The sequence below is a fragment of the Alteribacter lacisalsi genome (assembly GCF_003226345.1).
GTDB classification, from domain to species: Bacteria; Bacillota; Bacilli; order Bacillales; family Salisediminibacteriaceae; genus Alteribacter; species Alteribacter lacisalsi.
In genome coordinates, this window is sequence record NZ_PDOF01000003.1 from 178,017 (window position 1) to 199,633 (window position 21,617).

Annotated in this window: 8 protein-coding genes and 1 pseudogene; 3 read left to right on the forward strand and 6 right to left on the reverse strand. The window is 49.7% G+C overall.

Features of this window, described 5'->3' with window-relative positions:
• Window positions 1-57: 57 nt before the first annotated feature.
• Together CR205_RS20820 and CR205_RS15925 are read right to left on the reverse strand one after the other, a co-directional pair.
• Window positions 58-4,689 (reverse strand): cell wall-binding repeat-containing protein, encoded by a 4,632-nt coding sequence (locus CR205_RS20820; protein WP_110521140.1) that lies wholly within the window; start codon window positions 4,687-4,689, stop codon window positions 58-60.
• A gap of 311 nt (window positions 4,690-5,000) precedes the next feature.
• Window positions 5,001-7,253: a cell wall-binding repeat-containing protein gene (locus CR205_RS15925; protein WP_161524806.1), complete on the reverse strand. Its 2,253-nt coding sequence runs from the start codon at window positions 7,251-7,253 to the stop codon at window positions 5,001-5,003.
• Window positions 7,254-7,449: 196 nt separating this feature from the next.
• Here CR205_RS15925 and CR205_RS15930 point away from each other — a divergent pair, with 196 nt between their 5' ends.
• Both CR205_RS15930 and CR205_RS15935 read left to right on the forward strand, forming a co-directional pair.
• A complete protein-coding gene (locus tag CR205_RS15930; protein ID WP_236634865.1) occupies window positions 7,450-8,502 on the forward strand; it encodes an LCP family glycopolymer transferase in 1,053 nt (350 codons plus the stop codon).
• A 190-nt stretch (window positions 8,503-8,692) separates the two neighbouring features.
• Complete coding sequence (locus tag CR205_RS15935) at window positions 8,693-9,118, forward strand: hypothetical protein (protein ID WP_110521142.1); 426 nt, start codon at window positions 8,693-8,695, stop codon at window positions 9,116-9,118.
• A 767-nt stretch (window positions 9,119-9,885) separates the two neighbouring features.
• On the opposite strand, the gene CR205_RS15945 is transcribed toward CR205_RS15935, so the two are convergent.
• The 3 genes and pseudogenes from CR205_RS15945 to pulA form a co-directional block, all read right to left on the reverse strand.
• Entirely contained in the window at window positions 9,886-13,797 is a 3,912-nt protein-coding gene (locus CR205_RS15945) for an alpha-amylase family glycosyl hydrolase (RefSeq protein ID WP_110521143.1), read from the reverse strand.
• Between the two features lie 127 nt (window positions 13,798-13,924).
• Window positions 13,925-14,857: a cell wall-binding repeat-containing protein gene (locus CR205_RS20875; protein WP_407923583.1), complete on the reverse strand. Its 933-nt coding sequence runs from the start codon at window positions 14,855-14,857 to the stop codon at window positions 13,925-13,927.
• Window positions 14,834-17,842: pseudogene (pulA, locus tag CR205_RS15950) on the reverse strand (type I pullulanase); the annotation flags it as partial. The pseudogene pulA and the gene CR205_RS20875, both read right to left, overlap by 24 nt.
• 302 nt (window positions 17,843-18,144) lie before the next feature.
• Here pulA and CR205_RS15955 point away from each other — a divergent pair.
• Entirely contained in the window at window positions 18,145-19,338 is a 1,194-nt protein-coding gene (locus tag CR205_RS15955) for a glycosyltransferase (RefSeq protein ID WP_110521145.1), read from the forward strand.
• 52 nt (window positions 19,339-19,390) lie between these two features.
• Here the strand turns inward: CR205_RS15955 and CR205_RS15960 are convergent, their stop codons facing one another.
• Window positions 19,391-21,502: a CotH kinase family protein gene (locus tag CR205_RS15960; protein WP_110521146.1), complete on the reverse strand. Its 2,112-nt coding sequence runs from the start codon at window positions 21,500-21,502 to the stop codon at window positions 19,391-19,393.
• Window positions 21,503-21,617: the final 115 nt, after the last annotated feature.

Sequence of the window (21,617 nt, forward strand, 5' to 3'; positions counted from 1 at the left end):
TAATTCGCAAAAAAAAAACAGCCCCGCCGCCGGGGCAGGACTGTTTTCTTTAGCAGTTTAGTAGTGAAGTTTTTCCTGGACGATTGCAACAAGCTCAGCTTCAACAGCTTCGCTTACGGCGTGCGGTCCACCGAAGATCGTTACCTGGTTGAAGTTCAGATCAGACAGGTAGCTCTCTGTTGCGGCAGTCAGGCTTCCGCCTGCAAGAACAATTCCTGCACCGTGCTTCGCTGCAAGAGAAGATCCTGCAAGAGCGTCGGCAAAGTTTCTGCCTGTCGCTACGAATACTTCATCAGAATCAGTTCCGAAGTAGTTCAGTACTTCCACGTTCGTGTCGTAACGGTTTGCACCGCTCAGACGGTGTGCAGATGGAAGGGAGTTGAATACATCGTCACCGAGTACAGTTTCTCCACCAATTACGTATGTTGTATCCACATTGAAGCGGTTAATCATACGAAGAGTGGACTCAGGTACACGTTCTTCGTTAGCAAGAAGGATCGGCATGCCGTGTGCTGCTGCAAAAGGTGCCACGGAAAGGGCATCCGGGAAGTTTCCGCGGTTTACAACAACAGCGTTGTCGATATCTCTGTGCTGATCAAGATGGTAAGCAATTTCTTCTGCAGTCTCGTAACGGTTTTCACCGGCAATACGATCCACAGAAAGTCCCTGTGCTTCAAGCTGTGCAATAACACCGGCACCTACCGCTGCTTCGCCGCCAAGAACGATCGCATGGTCTGCACCAAGACGGTCGATCTCGGAAAGAACACCTGCGCTTAGCGCGTTAGTACGAGTCAGGAGAACCGGAGCATCGTAGTGATACGCAAGCGGTGCACCTGTGATGGAGTCAGCATAGCTGTTGGAGTTTGAGATCACAACAGTGTCAGCAGCATCCCATCCAGCCTGGGAAATTTCAACAGCTGTTTCAAGACGGTTTTCACCGTACAGACGGTTCACAGCATCAGCTGCTTCGTCGACTTTGTTTACGGAAACATGCTCGACTGTTTCATTTCCGGCAATGTCAACCGCGCGAAGTTCGAACGTGTTTACACCCTGGTTAAGGCTTACAGTGTGCTCAAGATCAACTTCGAGTGCGCGTTTTTCGTATGGAGCCACAAGCTCATGGAAGAACACTTCGCTGTCGTCAACATAGAGACGAAGCTCATCGAAGTTGTCCATAAGTGTAAGATCCATTGTTACAGAATCAGCAGTGGTAATCGCAGGAACATCCACATGAATGTGAGGTGCTTCTGTATCGACGAAAATTTGACGGTTCAGTGTGAATTCCCGGTCGTTTTCGTCAACGGCTTTGAAGAAGATATCGTGCACATCATCTTCGCCGACGTTAACCGTTGAGTTAAACTCGTATACCTGTTCGGTCGAGTTGTAAGTTACATCAATGTCCTGACCATTTACAGTAAACTCTGTAAGTTCAGCTCCACCGGCGATATATCCTGCTACAGGAATATCATGTGTCGCATAAGCAGCGAGAAGATCCGGAGAGTCAATGTAGATGATCGGCGCAAGAGAGTCTCTGTCACCTAGACCTTCTACCACGTCGGAATCCATATTACCGGCAAAGTCAAATGCCATAACTTCGATGTCTGCTCTGTTTGGCAGTCCGTCGATTTCAAGAGAATACTCTTCCTGACCTTCTACAGCCGGGATCGGCAGTTCAGATACAGGCTCACCGTTAATTGTTACAATAAAGCTGCTCACGCCGCTTCCACTGTCTGTTGCAGTCCAGTGGATGGTGTGGGTGTCTTCGTCAAAGCTTGCTTCAACTTCAGGCGCCACTGTGTCTACAAGCGTCGGGATCTTGAAGCTCTGGTACTCAGCACCAGGGAAATCCGCAACTCCGCGAAGCTCGTAGTAGTAAGCGCCATCTTCAACCTGGTTACCTGAAACTGTACCGTCCCATGCAGCTGCAGTGAACTGATGGATCGGCTGGCCGGCACCGCGGTCGTAGAAGTTTTTGCGCACATAGTTCTGTGTACGGATCGTGCGCAATTTGTCCTCATCTTCACTCAGGACGTTGAATTCTACTGTTCTCGCATTACGAAGAAGGGTAATGATCGGGAACACGTCACCAAGCTCAGGGTTGAATGCATGGTACCCGTCAAAGTTTTTGGATCCAGCACCGAACAGTGTGTTGATCTCAACACCGTAAAGCGGCTGATAGAATCCGTCTTCGTCAAAGATCGGTACCGCACCCCAGTCGCCATTGAAGCCGACAAATGGTACAGAAAGCTCAGGGTTTGTATCAGTAGGATCTTCGAAAGAAACAAATCCTTCAATGAAGTAGCCGTTTTCGAAGGAATCGGCAACTGCTACATAGGAGTCCGTTGCAAGGTCATAATGCATCGCATCGGAAAGATCGAATTCAACTGTAACAGTCGCTGTACCGTTACCGGCAACAGTCAGGCTGTCAGCAGCGTCTCCATTTACATGTGTATAAACGTCTACGTTATCAACAGGCATAGCCTCAAGCGTGTCCGGCTCCCAGCCGAGTTCACCGTAGGCTACAAAATCTGTCTGAAGAACAGCTGAAAGGTCATACGTAAGTTCGTCTTCACTGAAGTTGTGAAGCTCAAGGTCGAACGATACTTCGTCGTTTACCTGACGAAGAGCCACTTTACCTTCGCCTGTTTCAGGATCTACAACAGCAGCAGGCGTTTCGTTTGCAGCATGAAGATCCATTTCACCAGCACCCTGGCGTCTTGGAGAGTATGGAAGCTCCCAGCCAAATGCTGTGTTAACAAGTCCCAGGTCTTCTTTCGGTACAGCTGTGTTCATAAGAAGGTTTTTCGCCATCTGAACACGATCATAGCCTTCGTAACCGAATTCTGTGTCCACACGCTCAAGAATCAGCGCATTACCGCCCGCTACGTGAGGGGCAGCCATAGACGTACCACTCATCAAACCGTATCCGCCACCCTGGATCGTGGAAAGGATGTTACCGCCTGGAGCTGTAATTTCAGGTTTGAAATCAAGGTTTGGAGTCAGACCCCATGATGTAAAGTTGGACAGTTTGCCTGCATCAGGGTTTGGAGCAAGCTCTTCTTCCCCTTCAAAGGCAACTGTTACGTCTTCTCCAGCTTCAAGAGCATCTCTGAGAAGGTGACCGTCAGCACGGGAGATCCCGATTTGTGGGATTGTAATCGCATCGCTTGACGCCATTGCGATATAGCCGCTTGCGTTATTGAAGATAATGACCGCTGCTGCGCCAGCTTCCTGGGCGTTGAGGGCTTTATCAACAAAAGGAATCTGTCCACGCTCAATCAGCGCAACTTTTCCTTCAACGTCAATGTCGGCAAAGTCATCTACCGGATACGCGTTGTCATCACGTGAAGGACCGCCGTAACCTGCATAAACAACTTCAAGGTCGCCGTCGAGTACTTCGCTCGGCTCGTAGTCGTTTGCAAGCAGGAATGGAATCACACCTTCATCTTCGCCGGCAACGTAGTTCATTGCCTCCATCTGAAGGTAAGTGTTTTCACTTGAAGCAACACCAGTGGAAGCTTCGGAAACAGATGGTGCACCTGTTACACCGATATCCGGGTTGGAAGCCAATGGCCATGAGAACCCGTTACCGAAGTGGGCAGAGTTACCTGCGGAAATCGTTACGGCAACGCCGCTTTCTTTCGCACGCATAACTGCTTTCTGCTCATGGTTGTCAGGGTTTACAAAACCGGCTGTTGAACCAAGGCTGAGGTTAAGTACGTCAACACCAAGCTTGATGGCGTCATCAAGTGCTGCAACGTAAATATCACCATACGTCGTTGGAATCAGCGGGTCGTTTGAGAATACTTTAAGACCAAGAAGCTGGGCTTCAGGGGCTACCCCTTTGATTCCGCCGTTGTCTTCATCGCCGTTAGCACCTGCAGTACCTGCAACGTGCATACCATGGCTGCTGCCGCGTGGCACTTCAAGGACTTCGTTGCTGTGATCGATGTAGTTGTAACCGTAAGGAACTTTATCACTGAACCAGATCCCTGGTATGTCGAGCGATTCAACAAGCTCTTCATCAATCTTGAACTCGTTGCCTTCACTCAGGACCATATCCTGGTGCCATGGGTCAATCCCACTGTCAATGATCCCGATAACCATACCTTCACCGTCGTAACCGAAGTTATCCCACGTTGAGTAGGCACGGATCATTTCCTTACTTGTTACCATTTCCGGCTGCATTTCCGGACGCTCGTATTCGTTTACGATTTCGACACTCTCAACACCGCTCAATCTATGTAAGCGATCAATGTCACCGTATTTAACTGCTGCACTAAACCCATTGACAACAGTTGTGAAGCTTTCAAAATACTCGATATCAACACTTGTTGAGCTGATTTCGGATTTTACTGCTTCCTGAGTTGCGAGAGCATTCTCATGAAGAGCAATCTGCTCGGATTCAGGAAGATCAGAGAAGCTTACGCCGCTGCTGATCGCTGTCTGGATCGCAGGCTCGCTCACTTCTACAATAACCCTTACTTCATCGTCTTCCGCGAAATATTCATCCGCCGCATTCGTTACATCAAGTTCACCTAAGTTGTCATCGTAAGGGCCTTCCTGTTTATCCTGAAGTCCGAGACCGCCTTCTGCCTGAGCCTGTCCACCCATGAATGCAAAGTTTGAGAACAGAAGAAGAACAGCCATCATTACGCTGAAAATCTGTTTGCTTTTTCTACCTTTCAAAGTCCTATCCCCTTTCAAATTTTCACAATTTACGAGAATCTAAGAAAAAAGTCACCACCTTTTCTCATTTTGTTCGAGTCAGAGTGTCGATTAAGGGAAAGTCCTCACTTCGAATTATAAGAATATTATCGAAATTGGGACTTTTTCCATAGTTTCATTAAACACAATTATGAAAAACTTGTCAATGAATTACTAATATTTTAATATAGAATAATTTCTTTCCAAGTTCGACTTGATTTTCCTTTTCCAGACAAAGAAATCAGGCTGCGCTGTGCAGCCTGATTTGAGATGTGTACGTTGGATCTTTCAGTTTAATAGAGATCTGTCAGCTGTGTTCCCTGATAATAGAATGCGATGATCTGATTGTACGTATGACCGGCGTTCGCTCGTTCCCGGGCACCGTACTGGCTCATTCCCACCCCATGTCCGAATCCATAGCCTGTAAGAGTAATAGATGTGATCCGGGCACCGAGAATTTCTTCTATTTCATCGGTTATCGTTTCCGGTACCGCTGCAGTGCCGCCGAGAACCGTAAGCTGACTCACATCTTCAAGGTTTCCGGTAAAGTCTTTCGTGGAATCATGAAGGGTGCTTCCTGTGAGTACAAGCGGCGCACCGGTTTTTCCGGACAGCGTGGCAGCCGTCAGGGCATCAGGGAAGTTTCGTCCTGTGGAAACAAGAAGTTCTTCCTGATTAAAGTCATCTTTAAATTCATTTAACACAAGTGCCAGTGTTTCATAGCGGTTTTCACCGCCAAGACGTTCAGCGGAACTGTTAATCCCTTTTACTTCATTAAATACATTTTCACTGATCGCACTGCTTCCTCCAAGAAGCTTCAGCGGGAGCTGGCTTGTCTGTTCGATCTGGATCTGCGTTTCCCCTCTCAGCGTACCGGAAGAAGTGAGTACGATTGCCCAGTTATTAATGGAAGCTACGGGAGCCGATCCGAGCGCATCGGCAAAATCAGAGCCGGAAGCCACAAATACGCCGTTAACGCTCTCCAGTTCGCTGTTGATCAGCTGGTTTGTGACGTAACGGTTTTCACCCGCAATTCGATCAACTGACGGGTTTCCCTGCAGCCCGCCCATTTCTGCTGCAACCTCTTCGGAAATGGCCTGCTCCCCGCCGAGAATCACGATCCGTTCGGCACCGAGACGTTCGATCTCCTTTTTTACTTCCGTACGGAGACGGTCACTGGAATTAAGGAGGATTGGTGCGTTGCCTTCCTGTTTTGCCAGCGGCCCAGCTGAGAGCGCATCAGCAAATTCAGCAGAAGTGGAAACAAAGACGGTTTTCTTTTCGTGGTTTACCGGGAAGCCGTCCGGATAAAGATTCTTTGAAACTTTCACGGCCGTCTGTATTCTGTTTTCGCCGCTCACACGAGTAGTTTCAACAGATGAAGGTGCTGTAACGCTGTCGACGAGCAGTGTCCGCATATCGCTGAGACCAATCATGGTTCTCATAGCGGAACCTGCAATCTGGCTCGTTTCAAACGTCTGGACACGGATGGAGCCGTCGCTGTTCAGGACGTAGCCGTCAGCAGCTTTTTCGATATAGTCCACACTCATGTAACTGTTTACAACACGACCACCGTCTGTGCGCTCTGGTGAAAAGCCGAGATCATTTACAGATACGACCTTAATATCAGACTGGGACGGCACCGTTGGCTGATTTTTCATATAGGATGCGATGCGGTTTGACAAAGCGGGATTGTCCTCTTCAATGTCATTCCACCACGCGTCCGGATCAAACCGGTCCACTTGATCGAGGTTTAGCTGTTTTGCCTGAAACGAGGTTCCCCAGGCGATCTGCGGGTCATATGGATCTTCCACTGCCTGAAGGTACGGAATCTGCGGGCTTCCCCATGCGCCTGTGTTGGATTCTGTGTGACCGCCGTTACTGGAAGAATAAAACGTCTGTGCGAGGTTTCCGTTGTAGGTGAGAACCTCTCCGGCTGTAGCATTGACAACCTCGTTAATTTTTCCCGGAAGTCTAGTTGGATCATAACCTCCGTAAACCTGGTGGCTGACGGTGTCCACTACGCTGTAGTTGTGGGTGGCCACATAGGTCCTTGCAGCGATACTCTGTGCTTTCAGCGCCTCTTCATGCCATCCTGCCGGCATTTCAAAAGGCACAACCCCTTTGACGTAGTCTTCAAGATACACATCATTGTAAAAAGAAAGTGATCCGTTTGAGTTTGCCTGAATTGTCATGGAACCGTGATACTGCCTCTGGTTCACACCCATTAGATTTGCGCGGGCTTCCGGCGAAATCGTAATGCTGCTGCCGAGCTCCCCTCTTTTCTGGTTCCCTTCATAAAGAGCGACAGCCCCGCTTTCTGCTTTCAGCGTAAAAGCAGAAAGTCCGTCAAACATGTCTTCATGGGCTTCAGGAAAAGTGTAGCCGCCATTCAGAGTAAAGTTTGCCTGGGAAGCACCTGACAGGTCTCTGATCAGTTCAACCGTTACCACCGGTTCCCCGTTCTCCCCTGCTTCTGTCTGAGCAGGCAGTGCGATACTGCCGAGCAGAAAGACAACAAGCATCAAATAAAACGAATTTCTCATAAAATCCCCCTCTTTTCTCACTATCTTCATTTATATCAAACTTTGGAAACACAGGAAACCTCTCCGTGTTAATTTTCGCACTATTTACCCTTGGTTCTTTTTCATATACAATAAAAGAGTTAGAGAATGTATTTTGTCTATTTTTGCCTCTAACCAGGACGTTAGGATTAATTAATTTATCGAGGTGAGGCATAACTTGTCAGTATCAAGAAGAGAAATGCGCAAACAGAAACGAAGCAAGTCGAAATTCAGACGCTTTATGAAATTCACGCTGGTTACAATGGCTATTCTGCTGGTTTTTGCAGGGCTTGGCGCCGCATATATAATTAATCAGATCAATACGGTTACATCCAATACGCAGCTTGAACTCGAACGTGGAAGCCACTCGGAGTACCGGGAAGAAGAAGTTTCACTCAGCAGTGACCCCGTGTCTGTTCTGTTTCTCGGCATCGACAGCCGTGACAGCAACCTGAGGGGGCTGTCCGATGCGATGGTGCTTGCCACATTCAATCCGAACGAAGGTACGGTGAAAATGCTGAACATTCCCCGTGACTCACGTGTTGAAATTGTCGGCAGAGGGACGCAGGATAAAATTAACCATGCCCATGCCTTTGGCGGTGTGGATATGACGATCGACACGGTGGAAAATTTTCTCCAGGTACCGGTCGATTACTTTGCGACAATTAATTTCACGGCATTCATGGAGATAATTGATGCGTTCGGCGGAGTCGAAGTAGAAGTTCCATTCTCCTTTACGGAAATCGACAGTGAAGACAACCAGGGCGAGATTACGGTTGAGGAAGGTACGCAGAACCTGATGGGTGAGGAAGCTCTCGCTTTCGTACGGACGCGCCGGTTTGACAGCGATCTGGCCCGGGGAGAGCGGCAGAAGGAAGTAATCGAAGCACTCATCCGTGAGGCTGCAAGCCTGAGTTCGATCACCCGTTACGGCGATGTCATGGACAGTGTGGAAGATCATATGAAAACGAATCTGAGCTTCTCGGATCTCGTCGGTTTTCATTCCTACTCTGACAGCCTCGACACGATTGAGTCTCTCAGCTTTAAAGGAACCGACAACACGATCGACGGTGTCTATTATTATCAGGTAAACGAAGATTCCCTCGCTGAAATTTCAACCAGACTCCGTGTTCATCTTGAACTCGAGGAAGCTGCTGCTGAACAATCAGAAGAGGATTCGGAGGGCGAAGCAGCCGGTGAGACCGGAGAAGCCGGCAGTCAGAATCAATAGCTTAAAATTATCGATGCCCTGCTCATGCAGGGCATTCTTTTTGTTGAGAGGGGGTTTGTTAAGCGGGGACGGTTCTCCCTTTGCATTTAAAGGTGATTATTTATGATATCTTTAAAAGGATCCCATTTTCCAGATGATAGAATGTAAAAGCGTATTATTACTTTAAGCAGAAAAAATGGAGGATGAGCAAATGGAGATCCTTAAACAAAGAATTCTGAAGGCTATGTCATTAACATCTGATTTTTATGAGTTTCTGAATGAGGATACTTTATCGTTGAAAATTCCTGATGTACCTTCAAATACAATTGGAGAACAGGCATATTGTATCATTGGTGCTAGAGAAAGTTACTTGAAGGCTTTAGTGAAGGGTGAATGGGCCGGTTTTGAATGCAGCCTGAATGATCATCTTGATAAAACTCTGATTATCAGCAGTTTGGAAACAACACGCACACAGACGGAGCAGTTCCTGCAGGAAACGCCTGTGAGTGATATGAAGTTGGATCTGCTGATTGATTTACTGGAGCATGAGGTGCAGCATCATGGTCAGCTGATTCGTTATGGCTATGGAAATAAGATCCCTTTCCCAGACAGCTGGAACCGTCGTTATACTGTTTAAGCGCTGCCCACCTTTTCCTGTTACTAACCTGACATTTATCTGGAGGTAATGGCTATGAACCGCCCGTATAAACCGAGTGGTTTTAATTCCGTGTCGCCCTATTTAGTAGTGAATGGCGCCCAGGATATGATTGATCTGCTAGTAAATTTATTTAACGCGAAACACCTGCGCAGCTATGATATACCTGATGGCTCGTTTTGCATGCAGAACTTCAAATTGATGATTCAGTCAATATGATCGGAGACGCTTCAGAGCACTTTCCACCTGCGAGTCACCTGCTCCATGTTTATGTGCCTGACGTGGATGAGGTTTTTGAGAACGCTATTCGTTTAGGCTGCACCTCCTTGGAAAAACCAAATACAAAAGAAGGTGATCCCGACAAACGAGGAAGTTTTAAAGACTTTGCGGAAAATATATGGTCTGTGGCTACTCAGCTCTCATATAGTGTATATAACTAAAATAACAGCCAGCATACATGATTAGAGCATGAGAGACCGAACTTCGATTTTCTGTGCTTCAGTTCAACAAGAAAAAGCAAAAAAGAGACGCGAAGAACTCTCCTTCGCGCCTCTTTTTCATCGTGTTTTACACTGTGAATTTACAATATTGAGTGATTCAGCTTTGATTGACGGTGTGGTACAAAAGTAAATCGGTTAAGCTAAGTCCGCCTCTTTCTTTAGTTCAAACGCAAGAATGTTACACGAGAACCGTCCCCAGTTAACAAATGTCACGTGAGAACCGTCCCCACTTCACACCCACTTGGCATTCTACTGCAGCTGCTCGAGGACGCTCTGGGAGATGGCATTTTCGCCGCCCAGGACGCTGAAGTGTCTGAAGTTCTTCTCATCAAGCAGTTGTTCGATTGGTTCCGGCAGGTAGTCCCGGCTCACAAGAAGCATCGGTGCTTCGTGTTTGGCAGCCAGTACCGAACCGGTCAGGCTGTCGGCAAATTCCCGGCCTGTTGCCACAAATGCGCGGTCGCTTCCCTGATCGAAGTAGCTGACCACTTCTCTGGACGTGTCGTAGCGGTTTTCACCGGCAACACGTGTGGCAGTACGCCAGAAGCCGGAATCAAACTGACGGAACGCCGCCTCGCTGATCACATTTTCTCCGCCGATTACATAAAGATTAAACTTGCCTGCAAGTCCTCTCCACGTCTCTGCAGGTACTTCATCCTTACGGGTCAGAAGGATCGGGCTGCCGTTGCCTGCTGCATAAGGTGCCGCTGACAGGGCATCCGGATAATCCGAACCGCTCGCGATAAAGGCAGTTGTGGTGGATGTCTCAAGCTCATGGGCAATCAGTTCTGCCGTTTCATAGCGGTTTTCCCCGCCGATCCGGTCCACTGCGATGCCGTGGGCTTCGAGAGCCTCTGCCACATCTTCACCGACGGCCATCGTGCCGCCGAGAATGACTGCATGCTGGGCGCCAAGACGGACAATTTCCTCCTCCGTCACCTCAGTCAGACGGTCGCTGTGCGTAAGCAGCACAGGTGCATCATGCTCATAGGCAAGCGGTCCGCCGGCAAGGGCATCCGGGAAATCGTGGCCGCTGGCAAGAACGACCGTTCCTGAAGCATCCCAGCCGGTTTTTGAAACTTCAACAGCTGTTTCAAAACGGTTCTCACCGAAGATCCGCTCCACTTCCACAGCGTCAAAACGAACATCCACCTCATAAGGCTCAAGGGCATCAAATACAAAGATATGGTCGCCGCCTGATTCAGGTGTGAAGGTCAGGTTGTCACCTTCAAGCCATTCCCCGTCCATCACAAACTTAAATTCAACCTGCTCCCCTTCCGTAAGGGAAACGTGATCGGATTTCCACACACCTTCTCCGCTGTCATACTCAAGCGGATGATCGCTTCCTTCCCAGCTGAGGGGGTCAGAGCCACGAAGAAGCACTTCCTCATATACTTTACGCTCGTCATAGAATTGCACATCCACGCGGCGCTCATCATGAGGGTGGAAATGGAACACATAGCTTCCGTCTTCCTCTGGTGTGAAGACGAGATTATCTCCGTCAAGCCATTCCCCGTCCATCACATACTTGAATTCGATCGGCTCTCCTCCTGTAAGTGTAATAGGTTCGGACTTCCACACTTTTTCGTCCTCATCCCATGTCAGCGGGTCGTCAGAACCATCCCAGCTGAAAGGATCCTCACCTCGGAGAACAACCTCCTGGTACTTGCGGTCTTCATCCACCGGATCGTCTTCATACATGAGTTCACCTGACACGGCATATATAGCGAAATCCCTTTCGCCTGCCGGCAGTTCAATCGTTCCTCCTGATGTTTCGTGCACATCAGAACTGTCAAAGACGTTAGTGAGCGTCACGTCTTCAATTTCCATCTGATTGTACATCTCTGCTACATCAAGCGTGACACTGCCGCCTTTGTTCGCGACGACCATCATCTGCTCGTCATCGTTTTTACGCTCAAAAGCAAGAACATCATTATTTACATAAAGCGGCTGGTAGGAGCCATCAGTAAGTACATCATGGTTCTGACGGAGTTCAATAATGTCCTGGTAATGGGCAAGAAGATCAAGATTCTGGTCTTCCTCATCCCAAGGCATCATTTCACGGTACCAGCGGTCCTGCCACTCGTCGTAATCATTATGGTCCGCACTCTGGGACAGTCCCACTTCCGTCCCGTAATAGATCACAGGAGAACCCGGAAGGGCAAACTGCATGGTGGACGCCATTTTCAGAAGGGCTTCGTCTTCATCGATTTCAAAGAAAAATCTCGGTACATCATGGTTATCCAGAAATGATGTCATGATGTATTCAGGATGGTAAACCGATTCGTTAGCAATAATCGTGTTGTTAATGTCATTCATTCCCCCGCCGTAGGCAAAGGCGTTTTTAAAGGAGTCGTGGAAGCCGAAATCAAGAGCTCCGTCCAGTTTTCCGCTGTAGGAGTTGATCTTGTCACGATCGTCCCAGATCTCACCGAACGTATAGACGTCCCCGTCAAGCTGCTGTACCGCATGACGGAAATCCACCCAGAAGCTGTAGCTCGGGCCTTTTACATAGTCAAGACGGTAGCCGTCGAAGCCGATTTCCTCGATCCAGTAAGGAACGACTTCCTCAAGCATGTAGTCCCGCGTTTCCTGGTTGTCGTTGTTCAGTTCAGGCAGCTCGGCAATGCCGTAAAAGCTGTCGTACGAGCCGTCCTCGTAGAACGTATACCAGTTGTAATAGTCGCTGTCTGCTCCGTTTTCAAGAGCATCCTGGAAGTACGGATGCTTGTCGGATGTGTGGTTTGGCACCATGTCGTAAATGACTTTCATGTCCCGGTCATGCGCCTCATCGATCAGCTCAACGAGCGTCTCTTCGGAGCCGAAGTTGCGATCAATATCAAAAAAGCTTTCAGGATGGTAGCCGTGGGAGTAAGGACCTTCAAATACCGGGCTCAGCCACAGTGTATCCACACCGAGATCGTCAAGATAGTCAATTTTCTCAAGTATCCCGTCAATGTCGCCGCCCATCCAGCTCTTCAGAGCTTCTTCAAGGCCGACATCGTCCGGGTCTACCGTATCGTAGTTGTTATCTTCGTTGCCGTCTTTAAAACGGTCAACAAAGATATGATAGATGATGGCGTTTTTCGCCCATTCAGGTGACGTGAAGTCATCTACATAATAGGCAAATTCCGTTGCTCCGGCAGCTTCTATGCTGTTATTGTCAGCAAACTGTGAGCCGGGCAGCTCGTCGGACCACACATCGATTTTGTATTTTACCGGTGTGCCGTTGCTCTGTGCCGGGATGTCACCTTCAAACGTGCTGGTTATTCTTCCCGTATCTTCATCCTCTTCAGACCCGGTGAGCGTCAGGTCAACCGCCTGGCCGTTGACCGCTTCACCGCGTGCGCCGTCAGGTGACGTGCCGTCTGCTGTAAAGTAGGCAGCGGCATCATCCACATCACCGTAATGTTCCACTGTTGCCGTAACAGTCACATCGTCATCAGCTTCAGGAACAAACGGGTCGTGGTTGAAGTCATGGTGCACGCTCTGTGCGATCGGGACTGCCGTCCACTCCGTTACCGTGTCCTCATAAACGGCCCCATCGGCTGTAAACTCTGCCGTACGGGCTTCGTCACGGATTTCTCTGAATTTATCATCGCCAAGACCGTAGAAATAGGAGAGTTCGTCCCCTTCCTCACCGCCGAGCGTAAGCGTATACTGTCCGTCAGTTTCAACCATCGGTGTCACTTCGTAATTGTAGCCGTTCAGGTTGGAGGCAACCGTTGGTGTTACCCACTCCGGCGTGCCTTCCGGTACATTAAGGATGAGCGTCAGTTCCGCGTCAAATTCCGTCGCAATCCGCACATCCACTCTGCGCTCGTCGTTCGGATGAAAAACGAACTGGTACTCGGCTGTCTGAGGCGGGGTAAAGCGAAGGTTTGCCCCTTCCATCCACGTACCGTCCATTACAAATTTGTACTCAATTTCCTGGCCGCCTTCAAAGTGCATCGGCTCGCTCACCCACACGCTTTCATCTTCATTGAATGTAAGCGGGTTGTTGTTGGAACTCCAGTCAAGTGGTGCCACGCTTCCGCGGACAACCACATCGTCATATACGCGGTCATCGGCTGATGCGGTCTGCACCGGGCCAAGACTTCCTGCGAAAAGGGTGAACACGAGGACAAAGGCCATCGTTAACGCAAAGGTGCGTTTAAACATACAGGATTTCCTCCTTTAATTTCATATCCAAACCGAAAGGACAGCCTGTTCCCGACCGTCATGCGGCACGCCTGCCGCTGCCGGGAACGGCGCCTTTTCCTGTTATATAAACTTGTTTTACTACTGTTTACTCAATTGCCTGAAGCAGGGTATTCACAACGTCATCTGATACAGCAGCCGGGCCGCCGATCACGTTAAATCCTCTTACGTTGTTTTCAGTAAAGATCGCTTCTGTTGCTTCGTTTACACGTGTGCTTCCGGCAAGAACAACCGGTTTTCCTTCTTTGGCTGCAAGAACAGAGCCTGTCAGGGCATCCGGGAAGTTCACACCGCTTGAAACGTACACTTCCTGCATCCGCGGATTGAAGTGATCGATCACTTCACGTGACGTGTCGTAGCGGTTTTCACCGGCAATCCGTGTGGCCGTGTAGCGGCTGACGCGGTCAATGCGTTCCACCACATCTTCACTGATTACACTTTCTCCGCCGATGACGAAAACTTCGCTTCCGCCGCCAAGGGCCCGCCATGTCTGATTATCAATGCTGTAGCTGCCTGAAAGCAGAATCGGGTAGCCGTTCTGCGCAGCAAATGAAGCAGCCGTGAGGGCATCCGGATAGTCGTTTGCTCTCACAAGGAACGTTTTATCTCCCCGATTTTCAAGACGATCAGAGATTCTTGCCGCTGTGTCGTAACGATTCTCACCGGCAATTCGCTCAACAGTCAGCCCAAGAGATTCGAGCTGGGCTTCTACGCCTTCGGAAACAGCGGCGTTACCACCGAGGATGACCGCATGCTCTGCTCCAAGACGGTCGGCTTCCGCTGCTGTGACAGCCGGCAGCTCGTCACCACTTCCTGCAAGGAGGATCGGTGCGTCCAGTTCATACGCAAGCGGTGCGCCTGCAAGGGCATCCGGGAAATCCGTTCCTGATGCGATGACGATTGTGTCTGCAATGTTCCACCCGGCTTTGGACACTTCCACTGCCGTTTCGTAGCGGTTTTCACCGGAGATCCGGCTGCCGTCGGCAAATTCCGCGTCTGTTTCAAGAACAACAGAGCTCAGAGCCGGCACGGTCACTTCCTGGCCGTCGATTGTGTCGAGCACATCTGTTCCGGCTGTTACCCCGTCTACAAGAACGCGCCACTCGCTGTCTGCCGGAAGCTGTACGGTGCGCTCTTCCAAATTGCCGTTATGGGCAACAAACAGATATTTTTCCTGATCGCTGTAGTCATCAAAAATGCTGAAGCTTACGATATCATCAGAGCCTTCATGGAACACAAGGCGTTCGCGGATTTCGTCAGCTGTATCCATACGCAGAGCAGGGTTGGCGTGACGAAGCTCGATCAGACCTTTTGTATATTCCACGTGCTCATCAAATTCTGCTCGTCTTTCCCAGTCCAGACGGTTGATCTCATCCGGCGCTTCATAGCTGTTCGGATGTCCGTCCTTCGTTCTCATAAACTCCAGTCCGGCATGAACAAACGGGATGCCCTGTGAAGTCAGGACAATCGACTGAGCCAGACGGTGGCGCTGGATGCGTGTTTCCTCATCGTCGTCCGGCACGCTGATCTCAAGCTTGTCCCACAGTGTATGGTTGTCGTGGGATTCCACGTACGTGATCGCCTGCTCAGGCTCATCGGTAAAGGAATTGATGGCATCGCTATAATCAATACCGCCGGCAATCCCTTCCTGAATACCTGTTTCCTGACCTTCAAGACCGCTCACAAACCCGCGGCTCTGCTCGTCAAAAACGTGTCCTTTCAGGGCGTCACGGATATGGTCATTAAAATGACCGATTCGCGGCATCTGACTTGCATTATTCTGGTTCGCTTTATCCTCATCCGGGATCGGTGTATTCAAATCCCAGCCTTCACCGAGAACGATGAAGTTTTCATCGATTTCATCCACCACGCTTCTCACATCGTTCATCGTGTCCACATCGTGAATGCCCATCAGGTCAAAGCGGTAGCCGTCAAGGCGGTACTCATCTGCCCAGTACTCCACCGAATCAGTGATGAATTTATTCATCATCTTCCGCTCTGACGCCGTGTCGTTTCCGACTCCGGTTCCGTTGGCAAGGGAGCCGTCTTCGTTGTAGCGGTAGTAATAGCCCGGTACGAGCTGATTAAAGTTTGATGGTCCAACGGCGTACATATGGTTGTACACGACGTCCATAATGACCCGGAGATCGTTTTCATGAAGCGTCTGAATCATCGTCTTCAATTCTTTTACTCTCGCAACCGGATCTGTCGGGTCGGTAGAATACGAGCCTTCCGGTGCGTTAAAGTTTTTCGGATCGTAACCCCAGTTGAACTGCGGCTCGTCAAGGCGTCTTTCGTCGATCGAATTGTAGCTGTAAATCGGAAGGAACTGAACGTGGGTAACACCCATGTCCTTAATGTGGTCCAGACCGGTGTTGAACTCGTTCCCGTCTTCATCGGTGTAGCGCGTTCCTTCCTCGGTCACACCAAGATATTTACCTTTCTCTTCAATGCCGCTTTCAGGATGAATGGAAAGGTCCCGGACGTGAAGCTCGTAGATAATAGCATCGGTCCGTTTATCAAGATCCGGCGTTTCGTGCTCGTGCCAGCCTTCCGGATTTGTGCGGTCCAGGTCAACGACAGCGCCGACGTCACCGTTGATCCCTACAGATCGGACGTACGGATCGACCGCTTCGTTCCAGTTATCACCGATTTTCACCTTGTATGTGTAGAACGTTCCGTGCTGGTCCCCTTCAAGGTGGCCGGTCCACGTGCCGCTCTCAGCAGCATCCATCGGGTATTCGGTTCCGTTATTCCATTGGTTATTGTCCCAGTCAAAATCGTCCATCGTGTACGTCACCAGTTTGGCTTCACTTGCCGTTGGGGCCCATACACGGAAATCGGTCCCGTCTTCGGAATACGTATTTCCAAGATCGTCTCCGTCATAGAAATACATTTCATCAAAGCCGTCCGTTCTCACCACCGCACCGGTTGTCACCGTTGAGCGGCTGAATCCCGGGTTGTCGATCACGTACACAGACGTGAGGTCAAGTTCCTCTTCTGTCTGAATGCGGACTTTGTTTGTCTGGTCGAACGACTCACCGTCATAAGGTGCGACCTCTTCAATCGGCACCTCCGTCAGCGTCTCTTCCCCGTCTTCATCTGTTTCACGTTCGAACAGCTCGATTCCGTGGTTTTCGAGGGGAAAAGGGAAGTTTGTTTCGTACACAATTTCGTCCATTTTTTCAATGGAGTTTCTGACTACACGCGGCGTGCTGTCAATGTAGCGGGTATCGTAAAACACCCGCTTCTGACCCTGGGCAATCCAGACTTCCACCGATCCGTCCTCCTCAATCCAGCGGATGTAACGGTCGCCAAACTCCTGTTCAGCCCAGTCATCGTCTTCTGTACTCCGTCTTACGATAAAACCGACTTCGCTCGCATCATCAAGATCGGACAGCGTGTAATTTGCCTGCACGCCAAAGTCTGTTTCCTCTGTGAAATCAATGGATGTTCCATCGGCACCATCAGCCCATGTCCACAGGTTCCAGCCCTCGTAGTTTCCGTCGTAACGGTAGTAGTTCAGTGTCACATCAATTTCATCAAATTCCGGAAATTCACGGTACTCGCCGTATGGCGGCTCGTAATGCACGGTCGAACTTCCATACTCAACCCATACCTCTTCATTTGCTTCATCACGGATGTCCTCAATCCAGAGGTCGCCGTCGTGAGCCCGGTCCTCCCATCCGTCCGTCCGGATGATGAAGCCGATATTATTGTGTGCCCCTTCAAGTTCCACTTCGGCCACTTTGCCGAATGCATCTTCTCCAGTAAAGTGATGCACAGCACCTTCTTCACCTTCACCCCATACCCAGAGGTTCCAGTCTCTTGTATCATCATCTTCAGGTGCAAAGTGAATCGTTACTTTTGTGTACACCTGATTGTCATCTCCAGTCGCGTCCTGACCTTGTGCAAACGTTTGCACATTTGCCATAGAAAAAACAGTCGAGAACAGAAGCAGCATTGCCATAACCATAGCGAAGCCTGTCTTTATACCGTTTTTCACACACGTTTCCTCCTTTTTTCTCTCCAAAGCGGGTTGTATGTACACTTTTGGTACAGCAAGATCCACCTCCTGTTGTCCCGCTCCCCCTCCGGCAGATACCAGAGTCATAGATTTTTACACAATGTAATAGTAGCACAATGTTCCAATTTAAGAAACCGCTTTCACTCAAGAATTAGCAATTTTCGCAATTGTGCCCTTGTGGTGGTAAACGGGGAGAACCCTTGACTCATGCCCCCCACTCCGCTATTTTTAACGTTAGACAATGATGCGGAAAATCTGCAGAACAAAGGACCGATTGCCCAATGGGATACAACATTCTATTTATTTCACACCTCTATCCCCATAAAGAAGATCCAGCCGAAGGGGCCGTGATCCATAGACAGGCGCTCGCACTGAGAGCAAGGGGTCATCAGGTGACGATTATCGCGCCCCGCCCCATAAGCCCGAGGCCGCTCACTTTGCTCAGCGACAAATGGGCTCGGATTTACCGGATCCCCCGCAGCTATACGTGGGAAGGAATCGAAGTGCACTCCCCGCGCTACCTCACGCTGCCGCGCAAACTGCTCAGCTCGACCCGGGGAACGTACATGTCCCGAAGTATTGAGAAACTACTGAAGCGGGTCACGAAAAAAACATACGATCTGATCCACGTGCATCACGGCTACCCCGACGGCACTGCTGCCTTGGATCTAGGGGCAAAGATGAAAACGCCGGTCGCCACCACTTTCCGGGGCTCGGACATCGACATTACCCTCCATCAGGACGAAGCACACAGCAGGCATATCCTCCACGTGTGCAGACAATCTGATGCGCTCATCACCCCGAGCCCGCAACTTCGGAAAAAACTGCTCGATTATGAAGGATACGACTCCGTGCATATCGGGAACGGCATCTATCCTGAAGACCGGTACACAGGTGAGCCTGAAAGGAAGCCGGGCCCGGTCATCCTGAGTGTCAGCCGGCTTCTCACACAAAAAGGTCTGGACAAAAACATCCTGGCGCTAAAGGAACTTGCGCCCCGCTATCCTGAGATCACTTACGAAATCATCGGTGATGGGCCGGCGCGGCACATCCACAAGGAGCTTGTAAAAAGTGAAGGGCTTGAAAAGCACGTACGCTTTCTCGGTACCCTCCCGAAAGCAGAGGTCATGAAAGCGATGGCCTCTGCCACGGTCTTCAGTCTCCCGAGTGAGCAGGAGACGTTCGGTCTCGTTTACCTGGAAGCAATGATTCACGGCACTCCTGCCATCTGCTGCGCCGGTCAGGGCGTGGATGGTATCATTAAGGAAAAAGAAACGGGCATGCTCGTTGAATCAGGGGATACAGCAGCACTCGTCTCTGCACTTGATTTTCTCTTATCCAACCCTGATCTGGCACGGGAAATCGGGAATCGAGGCCGGGAAACGGTGATGCAGAACTATACGTGGGAAAGGATCGGCGAACAGCTCGAAGATCTGTACGAAACGATCATAGCAAAACGTCCGCCAGGCTCATAAACCTGACGGACGTTTTTTTATGCTTTATTGCATCTGCGATCAATCAGCAGACCTATTCATTTAACAGAATCCGGTAGCGGCTCTCGCCTTCCGCAACCGTCATGCGTGCTGATACTTTATTGCTGTATGGGTTAACCCGGCTGTCCAGAAACGCCGGTTCTTCCTCGTATTCCGCAAGCTTAAGATCCCACTGGGAATATGATTCGTCTTCAATCGGCTCGTCCACGATGAACCAGTTTTCGATTCCAAGACCAGGTGCAACATCATTGCGGTAATAAAAGTTCCACTCGCCGCTCAGTTCCTGACCGGACTCGATCGTCCATTCTCTGGCAATCCCCTCAGCATCTTCTGCTTCATCTGCCCGAATCGCAAGGTCTGCATCTTCGAATGGTTCGTCCGGAGTAAACGACGCGATCACCCAGCCCTGCTCATCGGTCAGGTGTACGATCTCCCCTGCCTCAAGGGATTCGCCTTCAAGTAAAGCCTCATACGCCGTTTCGCCTTTCCCTTCAATTTCCTGCTTCAGGTACTCATAACGAAGGTGAACGTAATCTTTCAGCACATCCCGGAAATACTCACTGTGCTCAGGATCACCCATATGGTTGGCCGTATGCAGTTCAAACTTTTCCATACCTTCTGTATCGGCAAGAGACCGCTCGATCCACTCGTAATAATCATCGATTTTTGCTTCGAAATAGTCAATTGTAAACGTCTCGTCCATCAGTTCAAGGAGACGGTCATAAAGCTCGTCACGAAGCTCATCTGTATCATAAAAAAGATCGATCAGTTCGTTGTTCCATCTTCCCCGTGGATACAAGTCCACTTCATAGGAGAAGAAGTGGTTAGCTACTCCGAATCCCGAACGGGTGTGAGAACCGAACGACAGATCTTTGTCCCATGGAATCACGTGCCACTGGTCACTTGACTCTTCGTGATACAGCCAGTAATCATCCCCGTACGCATCCATATCACCAACAAGTATGTGGACGGCGAGCCAGTCCGTAAAGTTTTCACGGTCAAACCGCTCGTCAAATTCTTCAGTAAACGTCTCACCGGGCTCTGACTCGTTCAACCACACAATCAGATCATAGAGCCTGGACCAGTCAGGATCTCCGCGGTAATTGAAATTGTTCTCAAGAAACTCCTCGGGGTTTTCAACGGATTCTATATCAAATCCGAACACCGATTCCACTTCCAAATCATCATTGTCACGAAGTTCGTCCCGTATGAGCGTTCCCTCCGGCTCTGATCCTGCATCAAGACCCTGACGTTCAATAAAATTGTGATCAATCCGGTCCACATGAAAATACAGACCTTCATACACATCGTTGATCACAAGATGAAAATATTCCACGCTTGGCGCCGGCTGCCCCAGTTCCGAAAACATTTCCATGCTCAGACGATCCCGCATAATTGTCGGATCGGTCCATACGGCATTCAGATTCATCCGGTCATGATCAAAGAGAAACGGCTGGTCTTCCTCAAACCGGATGTTAAAGGATTTCTTCGGCGCATAACGGGAAGAATTCCCGCGGTAGCGGAATGCCACCTCCTGCGCTTCGGCCTCTGGATCTTCAAAGCTTACCGTTCCATCAATCCGGTCATCGTTAAACAGGTCCCTCGAATACAGCTCCTCAATATCCTCTTCGGCTGCTGAAAGATAGAGAAACGGAATCGGTTCACGTGCGATATCCACGTAGGTCTCCGATCCATGGAAATCGTCCCCTGCCTCTTCGCTCCCCGGATTCCCGAACACATATAGTTCCCTTAAATGGCGAAGTCCGGATACCGGCTCGAAGTCCTCAATACGGTTATTTCTCACATCAAAAACAGCCAGCCCGGTCAGGTGTTCGGCTCCATCGAGTGTGGTAATCTCTTTTCCTGCTGCACGGAGAACCTGAATTGTATGTAATTCTCCTGCTGTGAGAGGCTCATCATTTTCTTTACCGAGCTGCTCCCTTATGAGGCTGTCCAAAGCCGGATCTTCTATGAATGCTTCTTCATCCGGATCTTCAGGTGCATTTTCCGCCGGTCCGCTTTCGTCTTCAGCTGTCTCTTCCTGATCTTCCCCAAGGTCATTTTCCTCCAGCATGTATGCAAAAAACCACACACCGGCCAGAATAACGATCAAACCGAGAACAATGCCTATCTGTTTTTTCTTCACTTTTAGTTATCCCCCAATTCCATAATCAAGCCTCCCCCGCTTCAGGAGGCACTTATCCTATAAAAGCTCTGTTAAAGTTTATTGCTGATTTCCGCGGAATGATTAGCATCAAGCT